At 41.4% G+C, this 22,685-nt stretch carries 23 protein-coding genes; 19 read left to right on the top strand and 4 right to left on the bottom strand.

The features are described from left to right. Nucleotides 1–96: 96 nt before the first annotated feature. On the bottom strand, nucleotides 97–510 hold the full coding sequence (locus M5U24_RS09785; RefSeq protein ID WP_099325769.1) for a metalloregulator ArsR/SmtB family transcription factor: 414 nt from the start codon (nucleotides 508–510) through the stop codon (nucleotides 97–99). Between the two features lie 282 nt (nucleotides 511–792). Continuing rightward, complete coding sequence (locus M5U24_RS09780) at nucleotides 793–1,146, bottom strand: metalloregulator ArsR/SmtB family transcription factor (RefSeq protein ID WP_099325770.1); 354 nt, start codon at nucleotides 1,144–1,146, stop codon at nucleotides 793–795. Nucleotides 1,147–1,340: 194 nt separating this feature from the next. Between M5U24_RS09780 and M5U24_RS09775 the strand changes: the two genes are divergently transcribed. From M5U24_RS09775 to M5U24_RS09710, 14 genes are all read left to right on the top strand, one after another. Beyond that, the gene (locus tag M5U24_RS09775) at nucleotides 1,341–2,159 is read left to right on the top strand and encodes a class I SAM-dependent methyltransferase (RefSeq protein WP_099325771.1); all 819 of its coding nucleotides are present in this window, start codon (nucleotides 1,341–1,343) and stop codon (nucleotides 2,157–2,159) included. 102 nt (nucleotides 2,160–2,261) lie between these two features. Beyond that, nucleotides 2,262–3,035 carry a hypothetical protein gene (locus M5U24_RS09770; RefSeq protein ID WP_298202289.1) on the top strand — a complete coding sequence of 258 codons (774 nt, stop codon included), beginning with the start codon at nucleotides 2,262–2,264 and terminating at the stop codon, nucleotides 3,033–3,035. After that, nucleotides 3,016–3,429, top strand: a complete 414-nt coding sequence (locus M5U24_RS09765) for a hypothetical protein (RefSeq protein WP_099325773.1) — start codon at nucleotides 3,016–3,018, stop codon at nucleotides 3,427–3,429. Before M5U24_RS09770 ends, M5U24_RS09765 begins: the two co-directional genes overlap by 20 nt. Beyond that, a complete protein-coding gene (locus tag M5U24_RS09760) occupies nucleotides 3,414–4,115 on the top strand; it encodes a hypothetical protein (RefSeq protein WP_099325774.1) in 702 nt (233 codons plus the stop codon). Before M5U24_RS09765 ends, M5U24_RS09760 begins: the two co-directional genes overlap by 16 nt. A 305-nt stretch (nucleotides 4,116–4,420) precedes the next feature. Then, nucleotides 4,421–5,581: a multiheme c-type cytochrome gene (locus M5U24_RS09755; RefSeq protein WP_099325775.1), complete on the top strand. Its 1,161-nt coding sequence runs from the start codon at nucleotides 4,421–4,423 to the stop codon at nucleotides 5,579–5,581. A gap of 12 nt (nucleotides 5,582–5,593) precedes the next feature. Further along, the gene (locus tag M5U24_RS09750) at nucleotides 5,594–5,944 is read left to right on the top strand and encodes a metalloregulator ArsR/SmtB family transcription factor (RefSeq protein WP_099325776.1); all 351 of its coding nucleotides are present in this window, start codon (nucleotides 5,594–5,596) and stop codon (nucleotides 5,942–5,944) included. Between the two features lie 35 nt (nucleotides 5,945–5,979). Continuing rightward, entirely contained in the window at nucleotides 5,980–7,140 is a 1,161-nt protein-coding gene (locus M5U24_RS09745) for a cysteine desulfurase family protein (RefSeq protein ID WP_099325777.1), read from the top strand. After that, nucleotides 7,137–7,457 carry a DsrE family protein gene (locus M5U24_RS09740; RefSeq protein ID WP_099325778.1) on the top strand — a complete coding sequence of 107 codons (321 nt, stop codon included), beginning with the start codon at nucleotides 7,137–7,139 and terminating at the stop codon, nucleotides 7,455–7,457. The genes M5U24_RS09745 and M5U24_RS09740 overlap by 4 nt, the downstream gene beginning before the upstream one ends. Before the next feature lie 272 nt (nucleotides 7,458–7,729). Further along, on the top strand, nucleotides 7,730–9,151 hold the full coding sequence (locus tag M5U24_RS09735; protein ID WP_099325779.1) for an IS66-like element ISCku5 family transposase: 1,422 nt from the start codon (nucleotides 7,730–7,732) through the stop codon (nucleotides 9,149–9,151). A gap of 104 nt (nucleotides 9,152–9,255) precedes the next feature. After that, nucleotides 9,256–9,873 (top strand): class I SAM-dependent methyltransferase, encoded by a 618-nt coding sequence (locus M5U24_RS09730; RefSeq protein WP_099325780.1) that lies wholly within the window; start codon nucleotides 9,256–9,258, stop codon nucleotides 9,871–9,873. 92 nt (nucleotides 9,874–9,965) lie between these two features. After that, nucleotides 9,966–10,802 carry a deoxyribonuclease IV gene (locus M5U24_RS09725; protein WP_099325781.1) on the top strand — a complete coding sequence of 279 codons (837 nt, stop codon included), beginning with the start codon at nucleotides 9,966–9,968 and terminating at the stop codon, nucleotides 10,800–10,802. 279 nt (nucleotides 10,803–11,081) lie between these two features. Continuing rightward, a complete protein-coding gene (locus M5U24_RS09720; protein WP_099325782.1) occupies nucleotides 11,082–11,294 on the top strand; it encodes a 4Fe-4S binding protein in 213 nt (70 codons plus the stop codon). Next, nucleotides 11,287–12,312: a 2-oxoglutarate synthase subunit alpha gene (locus M5U24_RS09715; protein WP_099325783.1), complete on the top strand. Its 1,026-nt coding sequence runs from the start codon at nucleotides 11,287–11,289 to the stop codon at nucleotides 12,310–12,312. The genes M5U24_RS09720 and M5U24_RS09715 overlap by 8 nt, the downstream gene beginning before the upstream one ends. Before the next feature lie 22 nt (nucleotides 12,313–12,334). Further along, the gene (locus tag M5U24_RS09710) at nucleotides 12,335–13,105 is read left to right on the top strand and encodes a thiamine pyrophosphate-dependent enzyme (RefSeq protein ID WP_099325784.1); all 771 of its coding nucleotides are present in this window, start codon (nucleotides 12,335–12,337) and stop codon (nucleotides 13,103–13,105) included. A 41-nt stretch (nucleotides 13,106–13,146) separates the two neighbouring features. On the opposite strand, the gene M5U24_RS09705 is transcribed toward M5U24_RS09710, so the two are convergent. Both M5U24_RS09705 and M5U24_RS09700 read right to left on the bottom strand, forming a co-directional pair. Beyond that, nucleotides 13,147–13,446, bottom strand: coding sequence for a UPF0175 family protein (locus M5U24_RS09705; protein ID WP_099325785.1), 300 nt, complete (start codon nucleotides 13,444–13,446; stop codon nucleotides 13,147–13,149). A 1-nt stretch (nucleotide 13,447) separates the two neighbouring features. Further along, entirely contained in the window at nucleotides 13,448–13,861 is a 414-nt protein-coding gene (locus tag M5U24_RS09700) for a hypothetical protein (RefSeq protein WP_157820604.1), read from the bottom strand. A 551-nt stretch (nucleotides 13,862–14,412) separates the two neighbouring features. Between M5U24_RS09700 and M5U24_RS09695 the strand changes: the two genes are divergently transcribed. The 5 genes from M5U24_RS09695 to M5U24_RS09675 all read left to right on the top strand — a co-directional run bounded on the left by M5U24_RS09695 (nucleotide 14,413) and on the right by M5U24_RS09675 (nucleotide 22,416). Continuing rightward, entirely contained in the window at nucleotides 14,413–16,866 is a 2,454-nt protein-coding gene (locus M5U24_RS09695) for a tetratricopeptide repeat protein (protein ID WP_295102565.1), read from the top strand. A gap of 943 nt (nucleotides 16,867–17,809) precedes the next feature. Next, the gene (locus tag M5U24_RS09690; RefSeq protein ID WP_099325788.1) at nucleotides 17,810–19,420 is read left to right on the top strand and encodes a hydroxylamine oxidase; all 1,611 of its coding nucleotides are present in this window, start codon (nucleotides 17,810–17,812) and stop codon (nucleotides 19,418–19,420) included. Between the two features lie 299 nt (nucleotides 19,421–19,719). Then, on the top strand, nucleotides 19,720–20,967 hold the full coding sequence (gene trpB / locus M5U24_RS09685; RefSeq protein WP_197705203.1) for a tryptophan synthase subunit beta: 1,248 nt from the start codon (nucleotides 19,720–19,722) through the stop codon (nucleotides 20,965–20,967). Between the two features lie 118 nt (nucleotides 20,968–21,085). Further along, nucleotides 21,086–21,919, top strand: coding sequence for a tryptophan synthase subunit alpha (gene trpA, locus M5U24_RS09680; RefSeq protein WP_157820605.1), 834 nt, complete (start codon nucleotides 21,086–21,088; stop codon nucleotides 21,917–21,919). A 227-nt stretch (nucleotides 21,920–22,146) separates the two neighbouring features. Then, a complete protein-coding gene (locus tag M5U24_RS09675) occupies nucleotides 22,147–22,416 on the top strand; it encodes a hypothetical protein (RefSeq protein WP_099325790.1) in 270 nt (89 codons plus the stop codon). The last annotated feature ends 269 nt before the right edge of the window (nucleotides 22,417–22,685 follow it).

Genomic DNA, 22,685 nt, shown 5'->3' with positions numbered 1-22,685 from the left:
TAAAATTCGATATTGTGCTGACCACGTCAGCAAACATATAAAGATAGTAGTTAGGTATTTAAGCATATACTTAATTATAAAATTAAAAAAATTTACCTACTTCTTTGGGGTTGCTATTTCTTTAATCCTTTCATGGACAGTTCTGATTTCATTTTGCAATTCCTTCTCATATTTCCTGAGTAATTCTAAACTTGCTCCACTCAGTTCTTTCTCTTTGAATTTGCCGGTTTCTGAGCATCCACATGTACAAACTTCGTTTAAAATCTGTCGGCAATTTTCTAACGCCTCTTCATCTATGGAATACGGTATCCAGTATCCCTTTCTTTCACTCCTGACAAGACCTGACTGCTTCAATATTTTTAGATGTTGTGATACCGCGGCTGGTGTTATGCCAACCAGTTCTGCAATATTTTTGACGCCAAGCGGCCCCTTGGACTTCAGGAGATCAATTATTCTAACCCGTGTTTCCACGGCTAATACCTTAAAAATTTCGGAAGGTACTAACTTCATTTCTTTATGCTCCTATTCTGTTAAGTATTTTAGTAATAACTTAATTAAAATATTACAAAAGAGCGTGTTTGTCAAGCGCTTTTTTTACAGCAGCAATATTTTTATTTTGGATGCAGATACACGCAGATTATCAGGATTACATACAAAATTGCCAGTGTGTGTCTGAGAAAATCAGCGTCCTCTTTTGATGGAAATAAGTGCCTTTGAAGAAGGTTTCGGGAAGGGATTGTTTGTCATAATCGTTGCGAAGGTAATGAAATGAAATTCCTGTACGAATAAAATTTATTTTCTCGTGGCTGTTTTTGTCTGTCTTCTTTCACTCTCCTTTCGAACTTCTTCGCATGAACGTCGTACAACAGGGTAATTTCCGGAAATAAACATAAATAGCGAATCTGCCATTTTGGGGCGTGTGATGTAATAACAACGAAGCGCTCCATCCTCATAAAAATCAATTATCTTAAGCCTTCGCAATACCGAAAGATGTTGAGAGAGGTTGGACTGTTCAATGTCCAATAAATCCTGGATATCCGTTACACACTTAGCCCCTTCAGCAATCTCTTCCAATATCAACAATCTGGTTGGATGTCCCAGGATCTTTAAAATTTCCGCTTTGTCTCTTATATCTAATTTATTCATTTGTCATTCCTCTCTTTGTATATTTTACTTGATTGAAATATAATATGATAATATTCTAATACAATCAATAATATTTTCAGGGGTTAGTTTTTTTACATCTGGAGGTTCAAGGGATACTTCAGGTGGCGGTATTTTAACTCAGATAACTTGCTAAAATAAATGAAGAATGGCTTTAGATAAAAAGGGGGAAATTTATGAGTGAAACCATTTCCGATATTGGCGTATTTAAATCCCGGCTCCAGGCGACCTGGGCAGCAGGAAATTTCGGAGAGATTGCAAAATCGTATGAAGATGGCGCAGCAGAATTTGTTGATAGACTGAAGGTCACTCCCGGCCTTAGAGTACTTGATGTTGCATGCGGTACCGGTAATCTTACTTTGCCATGTGCGCGGGCCGGCGCATGTGTTACCGGAGTAGACATAGTTCCTAATCTCCTGGAACAAGGCAGAGATCGTGCGAAAACAGAGGGACTCCTGATCAAGCTTGATGAAGGCGATGTTGAAAACCTTCCCTATCCCGACCACACCTTTGATTTGGTGGTTACGATGTTTGGGGCAATGTTTGCCCCACACCCGGAAAAGACTGCGGCAGAGCTTGTCCGCGTATGCCGCCCTGGCGGACGTATCGCTATGGCCAACTGGGTGTCTTCCGGATTTATTGGACAGGTATTCAAGACGACCACCAGTCGTGTTCCTCCACCGCCGGGAGTGCCATCTCCACTTCTTTGGGGAGACGAAGCCACGGTGCGTGAACGCCTGCAGAAAGGCACATCAGCATTAGAGTTTGCTCGATGCATTATATCCTTTAAGTTCCCGTTTGCTCCTGCAGAAGTGGTCGAGTTTTGGAGGCAGTTTTATGGTCCGACACAGCGAGCGTTCGCTGCACTTGATGCCGATGGACAAGCCGCATTTCGCAAAGATCTCGAAGGGCTTTGGACCGCCCACAACAAAGGAAATAGAGGCTCCACTCTCGTTGAGTCGGAATACCTGGTGGTGGTGGCGCTCCGGACATGATCATTTCAACCGCTTGACAACCCTTTTTCTGCCGGGAATATTGCTAACATTGTGTCACTCGTAAAACTCTTCTTGGTTTTCCTGAAAGGTGAAGGCAATAAAATGAAACTGTGGTTATCTTTATTCTCTTTCTGTCTTATTATTTTTATCGCCTTGCATGACGTAGCCTATGCAGATATCGAACAGGTTGGCACTAATGCCCCTGATTTTACACTTCCCAATATCAAAGATAAAAAAAAGACCGAAGATATAAGTGATAAATACCTCAGAGCCCCTTTGCTTGGGTTAGACATGGATAGGGTTGCCGATGCACTTCAAGAGATAAAGCCAGAATCCAACTGGTTCCAGACGAAACCCGAATCAGATAGATACAAAACCATTTTTAGTATTGAATCTATAGCAACGGGTATTGACGTTGACTTCAAAGACGCTACTGCAAAAACTCAAGGCGCCTTTGATTATACGATGGGATTTCTCACACAGAGGATGCACAAGGAGTGGGAACCAACGTACACACTACCCCGGCCGTCGAATGTATTTTCCATCGAAGAAGGTGCGGCAATAACGACAAGGGCAAGGGCGGGTGTTTATGCAGATATGTCAGAGGACTGGACTGTAGGCCTGGAGGTTGATGCATATGGACTGGGAGGTGATGCCGGTACCGGAGATATATGGGGTGTTACCCTGCCGTATTTTTCCAATCCTTTTGCGGGACACTCGAATGACGTCTCACTCAACACGGCCTGGGCGCGGTACCAACCCTTAGATACCACTATGTCCGTAGGCGCCTTCACTCCGCTGCACGTGGGTGATTACGAAAGGCGAACCCAATCCGACCTTTTACGGACCAGACTATTTGCCCTTTTATGGAGTTAATGTTGTCAGGCGATTTTATAACCCCTTCGTTATTCCATCAACCCTGTACGAGGTATATTTTGCAGAATTACCGGAAGATTCAGATTCTACCAGTTGGGTGGGTGGATTCTACGTGGGAAGGGAATATGAAGATATGAAATTTGGTTTCAATTTTATGAGTCCGTTTAACAGGGGCGCATCAACATCTGAAACAGACTCACCCTTACAGGGTATGGTGGATGGTAATCCGGTACGATGGGAGTCTCCTTACAATAAAACAGGGAAACAGGACGCGTTTGTCCTCGGTGCAGAGTACTCGTATAATTTCCTGACGACCTATAAGGCATGGGTTGCCTATGCACATAGTATTTATCGACCGCAATGCGTTCTCTATCTGCCATGTCTTTTTCTCTAGTTGCCTATGCACATAGTATTTATCGACCTATCGGAAGCGATGGAATCGATGTTCATGGAAATCTGTTTAATACGGGCATCAGTGGCACAGTCGGGAGGGTAAGTTTTAACTTGGAAGGCATTTGGGTCGAACCGAAGTATGACCCCTTTGTGATAAAGATGGAAAGACCAGGCGATGTCCAATCTCCTGGTCTCTTTTATGAACTTCCCTATTTCACAACATATGCGGATAGTTGGCAACTCCACGACGCAAAGAAGTATCCGCAAAATAGAGAGGGAGTACGACTGCACCTTGACTATCCATTCCCTGGAATCCTTTCTTTTACAAGGCTTTTTGCAGACATGGATTACTTACGACAGATAGAAAGTTCAAAGGCAGGCAATGTTCAAGAGCCTGGTTTTATAGAGCCTTTCTTTGGTATCAGAACACAGGAAGGCACTGGAAAAAAGGGGAGTATATCTCACGGAGGAATAGGTGTTGCCTCTGATTTGCCTTACAATCATAAGGTCTCCCTGGTATATTCGCTGTATCAATACAGACGTAAAACGGATGATGCCAATAATATGGATTTTGATGTGAATGCTATTTCCCTGACATACGGGATCCCAATACTTTATCGGCTCAGGTCTAAGATGTATTTTAATGTAGGGAATACCTTCTTAGCAGTTGATGGTAAGGCACTGTAAATAAATAAAGGTATCAAGTAGATCAATTTCATGCTCTGGAAACATGCAATCAAGGCTTCAAAGTGAGACGTTAATTTATTTACAGCGCCTAAGTATTTCTCTGAATCGCATAATGCAGACTTCTTTCAATCAGCGCCGTTTATGGGAATTGATTATAAGTATCTACGATCGCCTGATACTGTCATATCGTTCTTTGTTAATTCAAGGTATCTTGTACAGAACGACAGAGCAAAGACACTACTCTTGGGTGATTATGATGCCTTTTTTACCAGCTTTGGTTTAAAAATCGAATTTTGAGCATAGACATGAACACCTTTAAAATAATTCTGTTTTTAACAGTTAGTATTATCGCCTCCCATGTTTTGTTGGGTAGTGATGCAGGTGTCACATTTATTGGCCCATCAAATTATATTCCCCGGTTAGACTTGCCCCAAAATATTCCTTTACATAGCGCCGACTCATGTAAAGATTGTCACCGGGAAATTTATGACCAATGGCGGGAGTCCTTGCACAGCAAATCATCGACAAACCCTGTATTTCAGGCATGCTGGACGGCAAGGAATAATCCTCCCTTCTGCTCTAATTGCCATTTTCCCATGCTGGAACAGAAGCCTAAAATATTACGGGGGTTTAAAGAAACTGGCCCTTCGCCTTTTGTCGCAATAAAAAACAAAGAATTTGATGCTATTCTTATGAAAGAGGGCGTGACTTGTGTGGTTTGTCATTTGCGAAATAAAACCATTTATGGCCCCCGAAAGATAAAGGAAGGGGAAGCGCCGCACCCGGTTAAATACGATCCGTCTTTTCAAAAGTCTGAGTTCTGTTATACCTGTCATTCCTGGGGCTTTCCACGGGCAAGGATTAAAAAGACATGCTATACCAGCGATGAGTATAAAAGGTCGGGCAAAAAGGAGACCTGTCAGGATTGTCACATGGAGAGGAAAGAAGGGCTTGCCTCATTGGGAAAGCCAAGGCGTATTTACGGTATGCATGACCAGAAAAGCTCTCGCAGTCCTGAGGAATTAAGAAAAGCGCTTAAAACAGAATTAAAAACGGAAAAGGATACCTCTAAACCGGGAGATAAGGTAAAGGCCGAAATAAGGGTCACCAACACCGGGGCCGGGCATTATGTGCCAACGGGTTGCCCGGTCAGGGCCATTGCTGCCCGCGTGGCGGTGCTGGATGAAAATGGAGAGGAAAAGGGATTAAAGGAATATTTCATTACAAGGACATTCGAGTTTCCCGGATACCCAACGGAGGTGAAAGATGGGAGATTGGCGCCTGGAGAGTGTAAATCATTTTATTACAAATACAAAATCCCACGTGATGCATCCTTTAAAAAGCTAACGTTGCGATTAGACATGATTGAATATTTAATATTCCCCAAGAAGGCTGATGAGGCGCCCATACCTTTCAGCAAGATTACCGTACCTTTTTATTCTACATCGGTGGAAATAATGAAATGAGGAAGTTTGAAATTGAAAAAACTTGATTTAAGAAAAAAAGCTGATCGATTACGAATTCTTGCACACCCGACAAGGCTGGCAATCCTGGAAGAACTTTCCCGTGGAGCTAAATGTGTCACAGACATACAGGATTTGCTTGATGTGCCTCAGTCAAACGTCTCACAGCATTTAACGGCTCTTCGTCATGAACAGATTGTCGATTATCATGAGGACGGCAAACTTAGGTGTTATTACATTACGCGCCCAAAGCTGGTTGAAAAATTGCTTGCATTCTTATCGGAGGAATATCCTGTGGAGAGACGTTCTCCGGAGTCAGTTCACGGAGAAGGAAAGAGTCGGGAAAAGGCGTGCTCTCTTCGGTAGAAAACTTTTATGCATTTTTAGGAGGTAGTTATTGGATGGGTGAAGTGAAAGTTTACTTTGATAATAATGCAAGCACTCCAATTGACCCAAACGTGATCGTTGAGATGGAGCCGTTTATCAGGCAATATTATGGCAATCCTTCCAGTGGCCATTGGTTTGGTAAGAAGGGAAGGGAGGCTGTTGATACGGCAAGAAGACAAGTAGCTGAATTAATCGGGGCGAGTCCTCATGAGATTATCTTTACGAGCGGCGGGAGCGAGTCTAATAACCATGCATTAAAAGGTGTCGCTTTTGCCCTTAAAGGAAAGGGGAATCATATTGTTACTTCGGTTGTTGAGCATCCTGCAATAATCAATCCCTGCAAATATCTTGAAACAAAGGGATTCAAGGTAACGTATGTTGGCGTGGATGAGTATGGCTGCGTCAATGCCGATGATATTGAAGAAGCGATAATTGATGAGACAGTTTTAGTTTCGGTGATGCATGCAAACAATGAAACCGGAACTATTCAGCCGATAGCGGAAATTAGCAAGATATGCAGAAAAAGAGGAATTTATTTTCATTCTGACACGGCACAGTCCGTTGGAAAAATACCAGTGGACGTGAACGAGCTAGGCGTCGATTTGTTGACCATTGCAGGCCATAAATTTCATGCACCCAAAGGAGTCGGGGCGTTATACATCCGTGAAGGTGTGGACGTGGAACCATTGATTCATGGCGCCAGCCACGAAATGGGCCTGCGGGCAGGGACAGAAAATGTTGCAGGGGTAGGAGGGCTGGGAAAAGCAAGTCTGATGTCTGCCGTGAGAATGGATGAGTACATTAAAAATATCCGGTATTTGAGAGATTTGCTGCATGAAAAACTGAAGGGAATTGCAGCAGTGAAGTTAAACGGCCATCCCACGCAAAGACTTCCTAATACCCTGAATGTGAGTTTTGAGGGCATTGACAGCTCAGCATTGGTATCCAAGCTGGAAGACGTCGCTCTCTCAACAGGATCTGCTTGCCATGATCAGGTGAGACGGCCTTCCACTGTACTAACCGCCATGAATATTCCGGCAGAATTGGCAATGGGCGCAGTGAGGTTTAGTCTGGGGAGATTCAATACGGAAGATGAGGTAAATTACGTTGTTGATGAAATAAAAAGAGTTATGAGTGAAATAGGTATTAAAAAGATGAGGGGGGAAGATGTATGAAGATTGGAGTTATTATTTCAAGTAATGATGCCGAAACTTGCTGGAATGCCTTACGTTTTGCAAACTTCTGCCTGTCCCGGGAAGACGCGGTCAAGATATTTTTTACAGGCAAAGGAGTTGATTATCAAAGGATAAGCACTGAGAAGTTCAATACGATTGAGCAGGCGGAAAAATTTGTGCAAAGCGGGGGAAGGGTTTATGCCTGTGGCACTTGCATCAGATTAAGAAACCAGGAAGGTTCTGAAATGTGTCCTGTTTCTACAATGAAAGACATGTACGAAATTGTAAAAGAGAGCGATAAAATCGTAACATTCTAGACAAATTTCGTATCTATTCAGCGAAAATAATTTAGAATTTACTTGACAGATAATGAGAAAAGCAGGCAGCAAGTATGGTTAGCGATATATAGGGTTGCAGATGCGGTCACTGCAGTCCATAGGAAGTCTTTACAAAGAGAGGCGTGAGGTCTGTTCAGTGATAGAAATTCGAGCCTTTGTGGTGTGTTATAGAGCGAAAGAAAAGGGTGAAAAAATCTGTGGTATAATAGATGCAGTAGATAATTTCAGGCTAATTATACAGGTATCATCCATTGACGATAGAGAATATAGACGTAGACGCAACACTCCGGAAAGTAGAGAAGCTACTTTCTGAAGAGAAAGGGCTGTCACCGGCGGTGAGGTCAATGATAGAGTTGTTGGTATTATTGATAACACTGCTGGCAGGACGTCTGAACCGGAACAGCCGCAACAGCAGCAAGCCGCCCTCAAGTGATCCGAATCGCAAGAGAGAAAGCAAGGCGAAGGGTGAAAGGAAGGCAGGCGGGCAAAAGGGCCGTGATGGAGTAACGCTCAAAAAGGTAGACAATCCTGATGAGGTGGAAGTAATAAAAGTAGACCGGAGGAAGTATCCGCGCAGCAAATACAAGGTGGTAGGTTACGAAGCACGCCAGGTGTTTGATATAAAGATTTCGCGTGTAGTAACGGAGTATCGTGCAGAGGTAGTTGAGGATGCGAAAGGGAATCGGATTGTAGCGTCATTTCCGGAAGGGGTAACAAAGGCGGTGCAGTATGGTCCGGATTTGAAAGCGCATGCAGTCTATATGTCGCAGTATCAATTGATACCCTACAAGAGGATACAGGAGTATTTTGAAGGGCAGATTGGTATACCGCTGAGTGAAGGTTCTATTTACAACTTTAACAGGGAAGCCTACGAGTCATTGGAACCCTTCGATGTGAGAGCCAGGGAAGAACTTACAAAATCAGAGGTGATGCATGTGGATGAAACGGGCATCAACAAGAATGGAGACAGGTATTGGTTGCACAGTGCATCCAATAGTTTGTGGACGTACTTTTTCCCACATGAAAGGCGTGGAACAGAAGCGATAAATAGTATTGGTATATTACCTGAATTTAGGGGGATTCTTTGCCATGACCATTTGAAGTCGTATTACACCTATAGCAACTGTATGCATGCGTTGTGTAATGCGCACCACTTGAGGGAATTGGAGGGGGTGTGGGAAGATGATAATAAGCAGGAGTGGGCGAAAGAGATGAAAGCATTACTTAAAGAGATAAACCGTGCGACAAGCGATGCGGGGGGAATACTGGGAACCGATGAGTCTGAAAAATACCGGCAAAGGTATAGGACGATACTACAAAACGCAGAAGCCGAAAGCTCTCCTCCTGATGAAACGAACCGTAAGGGAAAAAGGGGTAGGGTAAGAAGGACAAAGGCCCGGAATCTTCTGGAACGATTGAGGAAGTATGAGGGTGATGTGCTGAGGTTTATGGACAATAAAAATGTCCCCTTTACGAACAATTTGGCAGAAAACGATATCAGGATGACGAAGGTTCAGCAGAAGATATCGGGCTGTTTTCGTTCTTTGGAGGGAGCGAAAATTTTCTGCCGCATTCGGAGTTATCTCTCGACCTGTCGAAAACAAGGGGTAAATTTGAGCCGGGCATTACAGATGCTATTCCGTGGTGAATTGCCTGATTTTGCCAGCTCGTAGCGACAGTGGATGAAAATACGCTGAATAGATACCAAATTTCTGCTAAAACATTCTCAAAAGAATTATGATTATGAACAATACATTATATAGAGGGATGCAAAGCGATGGACAGTAGCCGAAAGAAACATTGGGAAAATGTTTATGAACAAAAGAAACCGTCAGAGGTCAGTTGGTACCAGGTTAACCCTGCTGTGTCACTGGAGTTTATCACCTTGGCAAAACCAGACAATGCTGCAAAAATTATTGATGTGGGTGGCGGTGTGTCTGTCCTTGTGGATGAATTGCTGGAGAAGGGATATCGGGATTTAACCGTTCTGGATATTTCATCAAGAGCTATTCAATATGCTCGGGAGAGACTGGGCAGGCGGGCTGAAAATGTATGCTGGATTGAGGCCGATGTAACAGAATATGTCGCGCCCTATCCGTTTGACCTTTGGCATGACAGGGCGGTGTTTCATTTCCTGACCGATCCATCGGACAGAAAGAAATATGTTGAGGTATTACAAAATTCTTTGAAAAGGGGAGGGCATTTGATTATCGCCGCTTTTGCAATTGACGGCCCAACAAGGTGCAGCGGTCTTGATATTGAACAATACGACGCGGAAAAATTACAAAATGAATTAGGAAGCGAATTCCTTCTGATGGAGGAAAAACAGGAAATTCATGTTACTCCAGCCAGCAAAGAGCAGAAATTTGGTTTTTTCCGGTTTATGAGAAAATAATTAAATGGTATAGGAAGCAGAGAGGTGCATTCCTGTGCTGTATTATCAGCGATATCTATTATTTAAGGCCAATAACTATTTACATTTAACCTATGCTCCTGGGAGTACATTGTTCAATAAAAGGCAGTTTGCATAACGCCTTCAATGAAGCCGCGTCTTTGGGAATAGACACCTTTCAAATCTTTACGAAAAACCAACGCCAATGGAAAGAAAAAATCGTCGGTCCGGCGGAAAAAACAATTTTCAGAGAAACATTGCGGCAATCAAACATAAAAACAATTTTTTCACACGCATCCTATCTTATCAATCTTGCCACCAGCGATAGCAGAATTCACGCACTTACCCACAATTCCCTCCTGGGAGAGATTCAACGATGTGATGACCTTGGCATTGCGTCTATTATTATACATCCCGGTTTCACAAAAAATACCGGCAAACAAACCGGCATGAAAAACGTAATCAAAATGATAAAATCAGTACTCAAAAAAACAAACAACTCTCCCGTAAAAATCCTGATGGAAAACACTGCCGGCCAGGGGTCAAGCATTGGTTATCATTTCAAGCAGTTACAGCAATTAATTGAGGGAATCGGTTCTGGAAGAATAGGCGTCTGTTTTGATACATGCCATGCTTTCGCAGCGGGCTATGATATAAGGACGAAGATCGGATTTGAAACAACGATGGAGGAATTGGATGCCACGGTAGGCCTCAACTCCCTTTATGCCATTCATTTAAATGATTCGAAAGGGGCTTTGGGTAGTAAAATTGACCGGCACGAACATATCGGGCAAGGCGCTATAGGACTGGAACCCTTCAGACAGATTATGAATACAATGAAACACATACCGAAAATACTGGAAACACCAAAAGAGGGCGGCATGGATGTGAAAAATTTAAATATTTTAAAAGGATTGGTTGAAAATCGTTGATCCCAAAAAATCAAAGGGGATGTACACTGGTAAGAGAGAATATTTTTGCTTCATCACTTATCCTCCTCAAGACATTAATTCGCAACGAAAACCACACGTAAATATCGCTAGAATTCATAATATATTATTGTTAGACTAGATATCTTTAATAGCTACAGGCAAATGTAAATCTGGCTTTTCACAAATCCTTAGTAGTGCCATGCAATCTTCCCCAACAAGTAGTGAATACATCGTATAAAAAACTTTCCTATTAATATTATGAAGAAGTAACGTTATCCAGTGGAAAAAAACAACGAAAAAAAACGAAAGGGAATAGTTCACATAAATCATAAATATTGCAAACGCTGCGGTATCTGCGTAAATCTTTGCCCGGTGAAGAATCTGGAAATTAAAAACAAAATATTAATGGAATTGAATAAATGTATTGTCTGCAGAACCTGCCAGCGTTATTGCCCGGACATAGCCATTGAAATAGAGGAAATAAATGTCTAAACAATTATTGCAGGGAAACCAGGCAATTGTGTTGGGATCTGAGGTTGCAGGCCTGACATTTTTTGCCGGCTACCCCATTACTCCGGCATCGGAAATAATCCACAACCTGGTGAGCAGGAAAAAAGTAAAAGTACTGCAGATGGAAGATGAAATTTCCTCATTAAGCGCCGTTATCGGTGCGTCACTCGCCGGCCTTAAATCAATGACAGCCACGTCCGGCCCTGGATTCTCTTTAATGCAGGAAAACATCGGTCTCGCACACATGATGGAAGTGCCTCTGGTGATTGTTAATGTACAAAGAGTAGGGCCCAGCACCGGCATGCCTACCTTGCCCGCGCAGGGAGATGTTATGCAATGTATATATGGCAGCCACGGCGATTATTTTCCTATAGTATTTTATCCCAATTCCGTGACGGAGCTTTATACTCATACGATAACGGCATTTAATGCCGCCGAAGAATCGTTAAGCCCTGTTATACTGCTTAGTGACGGCTACATAAGCCACCTCTCTGAGACAATTGCCCCCCCTGTTAATTTTGTGATCAAAAATCGGGAACGGCTTCCGTTTGGCTGCGGGAATCGTCATTTCACCGGTTTATCACACTATGATTCTCAACCAAAAACCTCGGATGTTGACAATTACCGAAAACTTATTGCACGTCTGCATGAAAAACAATTACGCATTGCGGGGCAATATAACTATTACGAATACATTGAATGCCCGAAGAAAACCGACACATTACTTATCTCTTATGGAGCTTTATCAAGGGTGGCGTATTATTTCAAAAATGATTTTTCATTATTCCGGCCAATATTGATGTTTCCGGTTTTTGACGACCTTAAGCGCATCGCATCCCAATATAAAAAAATTATCGTTATGGAAATGAATACAGGCCAATATGCCCGTGAAATTGAACGTTTATTACACCGCGAAGTAACTTTGATCCCTATCCTCGGCGGGCGCATAAGCCTGGAAGAAATAAAGAGTGTACTCTCTGAAGTGATTAAAAAATGCTAAAAAACAAGGGTGTCGTTTTATCATGGAAAACAATGCTATAAAAGACGTCCAGTTCAAACGTTATCTGAAACTCGAACTGCTGCCAACGCCATGGTGCGGGGGTTGCGGAAATGGTATTGTGCTGAAAACCATATGCCAGGCCTTTTATGAACTCAACTACCCTTTGCAAGGCACGGTAGTCGTTTCGGGGATTGGCTGCGCAGGGAGAAGTGCGGGATTTTTTAATCTTGATTCAGTACATACCACCCATGGCAGGGCAATTCCCGTAGCAGAAGGTATTAAATATGCGAACGAAAAGCTTAATGTGGTAGTCGTGAGCGGGGACGGCGACCTGATGGGTATTGGCGGCAACCATCTTTTGCATGCCATCCGGAGAAACACAAACATTACTGTTATTTGTTATGCAAATGAAATCTATGGCATGACCGGCGGCCAGGTTTCTCCCATCACCCCAAGGGGTTGCGAGACGTTAACCACGCCGGGAGGAAATCCTGATAATCCCATGGATATACAATATCTGTTTAAAGGCAACAAAAGTTTCTTTGCACGCACCACGGCATATCACCTCAGCCACATGAGAAAATGCATCGTGGCGGCCTTGCAATTTAACGGCTTTTCTTTTGTCGAAGCAAGAACCATGTGTCTCGTCAATTACGGACGCCGGTTAGGGTACAAAAACTCCAATGCAATGTTGAACCACTATAAGGAATTTTACAAAATTAATGATAATGCTGAAGAACTGGCGTCAAATGAGATTGGTATATTACAACACCGCAATCGGCCTGATACATAATTAGTTGTCAACAAAAAATACTTCATCAAAAGTGGAATTTATTACCACACTTTTCTCAGCGTCTTTAGGCTTTTCAAATAGTCTTCGTACTCCAGGTTTGCCTCGATTTTGTACTCTTTTAATATATCCATCATCTTTGCTATTGAGACACCTGCAATATGCGCAGCTTTTTCGAGAGATGCCTCTGATTTTTTATATTTTTCTATGGCAAGCATAACCCGCCCGAGGTCTACCAGCTCTCTTATTTTTTTTGAGACATCTTCATTTTCCTCTTTTGCCAGTGAGGAAAGAAATTTGTAATCAGTATCACCTATGCGGATACTCAAGGTCTTTGTTGCCATTTTATGTACCTCCTCTTAATAGTTTTGTAGCATCGCGAATTATTTCTTTACTATATCGTCCTATTAATTGTAATTTCTGTAATTTAAGAAGCGCTGTTTCGCTATCGATAAGCGTTTTTTCAAATGCTCTTATCAAAATAGTTATTGCAGTAACAAAATCTAACTTGAGCATTTTGCATGCCCTTATCGCATTTCTATCATCGGTCGCCACCATGGATATCCCTTTCTCGATCGATAAAATAATTGCCTCTGCTTCCCCTCTATCGATGCTAAAGTCTTCCATAATATTTTTTGTCTGTGCAATGCCTTTCACCTTAAAAACTTCGATTTTATGATCATTGATTAGTTTTTCTATAGCAGGTACTTCAATTCTGCGATCTTCGCATACTTCCGTCATAACTGTTTCTGGAATCAAGACTTTACCTCTAAAATTAGAGACAACCATGTCGAGCATGTCTATTTTAGCGAGAAGTATTAATGTGGATGAATCAAATACTATCATTCACTAATTGTATGACAAATGTAATACAAATGTCAATATTAGAGATAATTGATTTTGGTATTCAATTTATTTGCCTGACAATCCATGCCGTGTAACATCTTGTGCGCCATGCCGGTTGACATAAATAAACAATAAGTATTACAAGAAATGAAATTGCACCCTCTCTCAACGACACGGCTTTTTTTAAAAGCCGGATTGCTACAATATTTCTTATAGTGAAACCAAAATTTTTAATAAATATTTTGAACTCTCATTGAAAAGAGGGTATAAACCAGATAACACGCTAGCGTTAAAATAGAGTTTTCATCCCCCCCCAAAAACAACATAACAATTGCATCAACCCGACCCTTACGGGTAGTGCGTTTTCTTAAAATTTGTAGTCCGCAGCGGGTGTTTGGGTTTATGAACGTACGCCCCCTTTTTCCCTGCTGCAGGTTATGTAAAACGTTAAAATCTGATTTATTATGAATGCAACTGCAGTTTCAACCAAAATGCCGGGAAGCTGGAAATGGCAGGTAATCCCTGTTGCATTTCTGGTTATATGGTCATGTATTATCTTTGTTAACACGTTGCGGAATAATTTTGTTTATGATGATTCTGTTACGATTGTTAATAACCATTTGATTAAGAATTGGGATAATTTCCGGACGTTGTTTTCCTTTCAGTATTTCATGCTTTCCGGAGAGATAAGCTATCGTCCTATGGTTACGTTTACCTATTTTCTTGACTATTCTCTTTGGGGAGAAAACCCATCGGGGTATCACTTCACTAATCTCCTCTTTCATATTGCAAATGTAACAGTATTCTACTTTTTTATTAAAAAGATAACGCGGATACATTCATTGGCGTTTATTTCAGCATTATTGTTTGCCACCCATCCCGTAATAACAGAAACAGTTAATTCTATCAGCTATCGCGAAGATATCCTTGCCGCCTTCTTTTATCTAATGACGTTTATCCTGTTCTTAAAAATCGACGATGGCTTGAAGAAGAAAGGCGCATTTTATCTGTGTTATTCCGGTTCTTTGACTTTCTATGCACTGTCGTTATTTTCAAAAGAGATGGCAGTAACTCTGCCGGTAATGCTCGTGATATATACATTCTTTTTTCCATCAAAAAATAATCCTTTTAAAGAGTGTGTTAAAAAAATGAAAGGCGTCTATATTGGATATTTTTTAGTCACGTGCTGCTATTTAATTATTCAGTTTTGGGTATTTAAGGATGTGTCTATTAATCTGAGCGAGTCCGGGCAAAGCATCTTTGTGATGTTTAAGGTACTTGCCTCGTATATAAAGCTTTTGTTCCTACCTTTTGACCTTAATGCTGATTATGTGATTCTGCCGGTATTGGCAGATGTGGTATCGTTTTCAATCTCTGTCGTTTTGATAATTGTACTGATTATTGTTTTATTGCGTATAGGGAAAGGAAACAAATTATTCTGTTTTTTTGCAGTGTGGTTTTTTGTCACCCTTTCGCCGGTGTCAAATATAATCCCGTTAAGCAATATCATGTCAGAGCGTTACATGTATATTCCCCTCATGGGATTTTCGGGCGCTGTGGGTGTACTGTTCTGGAAGGGTGTTTCAGAGAATATTTTTGCGAAGATATGCTTTGGCGTGATTTTAATCGTTTTTGCCTTTATAAGTATTTCCCGGAATGTCGTATGGCATGATGAATTTGCTCTGTGGCATGATGCCCTGGCAAGAGAACCTGACAGTGCACGCGCACACCACAACCTTGGGGTGGTATATAATTCAAAAGGGATGTATGAAAAGGCGGAGTATGAGTATAAAAAGACCCTGGAAATAAAACCGAATGATGCCGGGGCGTATTATAATCTGGGGAATTTATACGAACGAAAGGAACTGATTGGCGATGCTATCGCAGCATATGAAAAGGCAATACAATCAAATCCCTACCATGCAGATGCATACAATAATATAGGAAATATTTATAAAAAAAAGAAACAGTATCCTGCGGCAGTGAAAATGTATGAAAAAGCGATCCGGTGCAATCCGTTCGATTTCCGCTATCACAGTAATTTAGGGCTTATCTATCTTGAAACAAAAAATTACCGTGAGTCTGTTGACGCCTTTCTGAAAGCATTAAAAATCGCACCCGATAAATCTTCAACGCACAATTCACTGGGAAATGTTCTTAAAGAAATGGGAGATTTTGATGGCGCGGAAGAGGCATACAAAACAGCGCTTCAATTAGACCCTGCCGATGCAAATATTCACAATAGTTTAGGGATGTTATACACAAACATGAAACAATTTGATAAAGCAATGAGAGAGTTTGATACGGCGATCCGGCTCGACCCGAAAATGGCAAGCGCATATAACAATTTGGGAATTGCCTATGCAAATAAAGGCGACGGGGAAAAAGCGGCAGAGGCATTAAACACAGCGGTAGCCCTTGGATTTGACGGCGCGGATGTGCATAATAATCTGGCATGTGTGTACATGACAATGGGAATGACGGATAATGCCATCCGGGAACTTGACATCGTCCTGGAATATGACCAAACAGATTGCAATGCGCATTGCAATCTTGGCATTGCCTATCTATCCAAAAAAAATGTTGATAAGGCTATTTCTGAGTTTGAAGAGGCTATTAAAATCAATGCGGATGACGCGGATTTTCACCATTACCTTGGCAATGCCCTTATGGAAAAAGGAAGATATGGAGAGGCAGTTGACGCATTTGCACGAGCAATAGAAATTAATCCTGAAAATTCCTCGGTGCACAAGGCGCTCGGCGTTGTGTATGCGAATTATTTCAACAACACCCGGAAAGCATTATTTCATTTAAAAGAAACACTGCGGTTAAATCCAAATCAGCCAATGGCAGGCGAAATAGAAGCGGCTATCGTTACATTAAGCGGCGGTAGCGATGGCATGGCGCAAAAGCCATGATAGGCGAATAAGTAGTTCATGTCATATCAATTTAAAATTTCATAACTCTTGATCTGGTGGAATTTGATTTGATACCAGATTAAATACAAGACGCAAATTTGTACATGGCAGGACGTGCGTATAGCCTGTCCAGTCTCCATGTTCCATTACAGGGTTTAAAAACAGGTGTCATGCCATTTCCCACCCAGCAATGGTGAAGCTTTTTAATCCTTGCCTATCCCACTGGAATTAATAGGCTTAGGTACTTTTTGACTAAAAAAAATACTTCAGAAGCTCTGAGAGTTGAGGCGAGATAGGTGGGCGCTTGCCATTTGGACAAAGACGGAGCATTTTTTTCGAAATATCCTTTTCAAGCGCACAGATTTTCTCTACAATATCGCACAGCGCCACATTTTTGTTTGGGAAAATGGGCTGGTGCGCGTGTTATTTACCCCAAAAATTGATTATCCTGCCCTGTGATTTTATGGCCAGGGAAAATTTTACAAAAGCCCTATCAGTGCAATTTTGCATTCGGCACAGTCTATACATTACATTTAGGTACTTTTTGGCGAAAAAACACTTCGGGAGTTTTGAATTGCCGTTATTGCCGTTATTGATGTATAATGCTTAGTAATTTCGGAAATTCTTAAAAAAACTAAAACGGTTGTAAAATATCGTTTTTTACCGCAGTATAAGAGGTTTTAATGCGGCGTTAACATTGCACTGGCTGCAATGAAAATGTCCTTGACAAGATATTCTACCGCTGTATAATGTTGAAAATTTTTATGCCTTGAAATTTTGCATGAAAATCTTTTAAAAATTTGTTTAATAAAGAACCTGGGAAGGGGGTGGTTAGGCTAAAGATTATTTAATGTTCCTGCTTTTACCTGTGATTCTCGCTTGTGTCACTTAGGTAATAACCGTAGTTTTAAAAGTGTTTAAAGTAAAGAAAGGAGAAGATGTAATGTTTGAAATTTTTAAGAAACCATTGTCCAGGATTGTAGGTGCGACGTTTGCCTTTGCAGGCGTAACCTTGCTAGCTTGCGCTATGGAAAATGGTGTTGCAATGGCTGAAGGACCAACTTTTCAGGACGTAGCATCACAGGTATTCGGCCAGCCAGTTGGCCCGGATAATGATGGCACCTTGTATATATTTGGGTTGACCGCTAAATATACTGAACCTGAATATGTTGATGGACGTGGGCCATACAAGTCTTTTTTGAAGATGTTACCGTCAATTCGTTGGTACGATCCGGAACATTATTGGACAAATGGAAGCCAGACAGAAGGGGTGTTCAAGAACGAAGAATGCGTATTGTGCCATACAGTACAAACTCCGACGATTGTGAACGATTGGAAGCAAAGTTCGCATGGCAGCAAGGACATAAGGAGAGGGATTGGCATAAAGAAGGATGGAAAACCGGTTGAAGATTTGGTTGGTTGTGCTGATTGTCATGGCAATAACCACCAGAAGCTTGAAATGCCAACCTATAAGCTCTGTAACGACTGTCATCCAAAAGAAACAGCGGAACACAGGGCTGGCGGTTTGGGGTCTCATACTCATGCATACACAGTTAACGTGTTGGAATTTTCATGGCACGTAGGGAAACCTGCTGAAGAGGTTACTGGCTGTGCGCATTGTCATGCTATTGCGGAAAACAGATGTTCCGGTTGCCACACAAGGCACAAATTTGACCCGGCTGAGGCCAGAAAACCGACCGCTTGCAGGGTTTGTCATATGGGTATAGACCATGATGAATGGGCTATGTACAATACCTCTATCCATGGAGCATTGTATGAAGCAGAATCAGCCAGGATGGACTGGGGCAAGAAGTTGAAGAAGGGTAACTACAGGGTGCCGACCTGTGCTTATTGCCATATGCAAAACGGCGATCACAATCCGCAGAGGTTTGGAACGATCTATAGCGATATGGGCATGTTCCAGGTAGACCGCGGGGCACCAAAACATAAAGCGAAAAGAGACTCTTGGATTAAGTTATGCCAGGACTGTCATTCGCCAAGGTTCGCAGCGGATAAACTCAAAGAAATGGACGCAGGTGTTAATTTGAGTTTTACAAAGTGGAGAGAAGCAGCTGCGGTTATCGTGGGTTGTTATCTTGATGGTGTAGTTGACCCAATGCCTGAAGGATCAGCTCCTGATTGGTACGGTCATTATACTTTCAGCTTGTTACCAGGCGGAGATCCAAGGTTCTACGCGACTTCTAACTTAGAGCGTTTAGGGCTGGAAATGATTTGTTACCTGACCGGTAACGTTTATAAGGCATATGCACATATGTCTATGTACAATCAAACGTACGGAAATGGAAGCGCCTTTGAGCAGGACAGAAAATTGGTTGAAATCAAAACCGAAGCAGCTAAGTTGAGAAGGTTTGCAGCTATTGAGAAAAAGATCGGTTTAGAACACAAATCTGCTGATTTCTGGAAACATGGTGAATATCTTGATTTACTCCCAGGCTGGAAGAGAAAACCTGGCGACGTGGATGTTGAATGGTTCAAGAGAACTGATATTCCTCACCGTGCTAATGCAGATGCTGGTGTAGAAATACATCACTAAGTTTCATGTACCTGATTTAATTTTCAGGATATATATGTTGTCGAGCAATGAGGGTAGCAGAGGTCAATTTGCTACCCTCATTGTATTTATTCGGTACTTTTATGTGCGTTGTATCTTTATAAATGAGTTAGGTTTTTAGGGAAATTCAAGATAAACTACAGATTGTGCAGAGATAAATACATAATCTGTGTAATCCGTAGTTTCAATCCTTTTTTGCCTGTTTGAAACCTTGTATCTCCAGGCAATTAAGTATTAAGAGAAAATTACTTGTTTTAAAATGAAAGAAGGAGGTTTAAATTATGAGCATCACTACTTCAAAAATAAGAACTCCTGCGTATGAAAAATTATCGGTGGCAGATGGTTTTTCTGCTAAAATGGGGCATTTTGGCCGCTTTGGCGGAAAGTTTGTGCCGGAAACGATTATGCCCTCTCTCGACCAATTGGAACAAGCATATAATGATGCGAAAAACGATCCGACATTCAATACAGAACTGGAATACTATTTGAGAGAGTATGTGGGGCGTCCTTCAACCCTTTATTATGCGGAAAGGCTGACAAAAAAACTTGGCGGCGCTAAAATATATCTCAAAAGGGAGGATTTAAATCATACCGGAGCACATAAAATTAATAATACGATTGGGCAAATATTGCTTGCTTTGAGGATGGGAAAAAAGCGCATTATTGCTGAAACTGGCGCTGGACAGCATGGCGTCGCCACGGCTACTGCTGCTGCAATGTTTGGTGTTCAATGTGATGTATATATGGGCGAAGAAGACATGAGACGTCAGTCGTTGAATGTTTTTAGAATGAAGCTGCTCGGAGCAAAGGTTATTCCCGTCGTCAGTGGTTCGAAAACATTAAAAGATGCTACAAATGAGGCTTTGAGGGACTGGATGGGGTCGGTAAAACACACTCATTACATTATTGGTTCTGTTGTTGGTCCTCATCCTTACCCAACAATGGTAAGAGATTTCCAGTTAGTAATAGGACGAGAAGCAAAAAAGCAGATATTGGAAAAGGAAAACCGGCTGCCGGATTATCTTATTGCCTGTGTTGGTGGCGGTAGTAATTCAATAGGATTGTTTCATCCATTCATTGACGACAAAGAGGTAAAAATGATTGGCGTAGAAGCGGGAGGCACTGGCCCTGGAGTAGGCCAGCATGCATCGACTCTGACAAGCGGGAAAGTAGGTGTGTTGCATGGAAGTGTAAGCTATGTTCTTCAGGACGATGATGGGCAAACATTGCCGGTGCATTCAATTTCTGCCGGTTTGGACTATCCCGGCGTTGGTCCCGAGCACAGCTATTTGAAAGACATTGGAAGGGCTGATTATGTTTCGATAACTGACGAAGAAGCGGTAAGCGCCTTTCAGGAATGTGCCCGATTAGAAGGGATTATTCCAGCCCTTGAGGCCGCACATGCTATTGCGTATACAATGAAACTTGCTCCTGTTTTGAGTAAGGACAAATTGATTATTGTTTGTTTATCCGGTACTGGAGATAAGGATTCCTTTGAAGTGGCAAAAAAACTAGGCTACGTCATCTAGTGGAATACCACATATAAAATAATCGTAAGTAAATAAGGTATTTAATTCGAAGTAAAGCACAGTCTCTATTTGATTTTTAGAGTAGAGAAATCGTTATAGTTTTGTTGAGATGATTCCAATGAACAGGATTGATAAAAAATTTGAAGAATTAAAAAGAAAAAAGGAGCCTGCTTTTATTCCGTTTATTACGGCCGGAGACCCTGACATCGAAACAACAGAGGACTTGATTCTTGCTTTTGAGAAAAAAGGGGCAGATATTATTGAGCTTGGTGTACCATTTTCCGACCCTATTGCAGATGGGCCTGTTATTCAGGCATCATATCACAGGGCATTGGGAAAAGGGGTAAAGGTTGCGCAAATATTCGATATGATTTCGAGGCTTCGCAGTAAAACTCAAATACCTGTAGTCGGAATGATTTCTTATAGTATTGTGTACAAATTTGGAAGTAAAGCTTTTGTTGAAATGGCTTTAAAGGCAGGGTTTGACGGATTGACTATCCCAGACCTTCCCATTGAAGAAAATGAAGAAATATTTGAAATCTCATCCAAAAATGATTTAAAAATTGTTTGTTTTGTGGCCCCAACAACAACGAATCAACGAATGAACCTTATTACTCAAAGAACGCAGGGGTTTTTGTATTATATTTCGGTGGTGGGGATTACCGGAGCAAGGGATATGTTGCCCGATGATATTGTACAAAATATTAATAAACTTAAACAGCTTACTAGTATTCCTATTGTAGTAGGTTTTGGGGTATCCACAGCCAAACAAGCAAGTATGGTCGGAAAGATCGCAGAAGGCGTAATTGTTGGCAGCGCTATTGTAAGAGAAATTGAAAAATATGAACACGAACTTCATGAGAAGCGGATAGAAAATGTTGGTAATTTTGTTGAGGAGTTAGTTATTGGGACAAAGAATTTGCCGAAAACACCTTTGGTAAGCATTGGTTAGTTGAAGTTTTATTTTTAATATCATTTAAAAAAAAGAAAAAACGTAACTATTCAGCGTGTTTGAGCAAAAAACATTATATGTGGTAGAGAATGCTTGTTTTGTATTTTCAGACTATATGTGGTAGTACAACCTGTGGCTAAATTTTATGTTTTTAGTCATTTTATGCCATATATGGTAGTCGCAAAATCACGCTGAATAGTTACAAGAAAGAAAAAACAGGATATATTTTGGATCAGAACAAAGAAAAAGGGTACACTCAATATCAAAAGAAGGTTATTAAGGGATTTTATGAAAATAAAGACCTGCGACTAATACAAAACCTTGGAGAGCTGGTTTCTGATATGTACCTGATAACGGACGAAAAAAAGAAGGATTCCGGCTGGAAGAGAATTAAGAAAATACTTGCCGATTTGAAGGTGCACCCTAACGAAGTGGAATATTTGACTAAAGAGAGAAACCTTGCGGTAATTTCAAAAAAAATAGAAGAAATATTCTAATGGCAAGCAGGAGGCCGGCGTTAGTTAATATGGGCAATTTATGATTTATCAAAATCAACCGCAATGTCGGTTATAAGTGTCTGTGCAGACACTTATAATTGCTACGTTTTTAAGTTCTGCCACTAAAAATCAGTATGTCTGGTTTTCCACAATACAGCTTCAGATGGGAATTAAACTGTGACCCTCTCTTAAAGCGGATGTTCACCCCAAGTCAAAAAACAAAAGTGCCGTAAAAGCCTTATATTTATTGACTTTTACGCCGAACAGCA

Source organism: Candidatus Kuenenia sp. (genome assembly GCF_027493735.1).
Lineage (GTDB): Bacteria > Planctomycetota > Brocadiia > Brocadiales > Brocadiaceae > Kuenenia > Kuenenia stuttgartiensis_A.
This window is presented reverse-complemented; position numbering and strand designations above follow the sequence as displayed.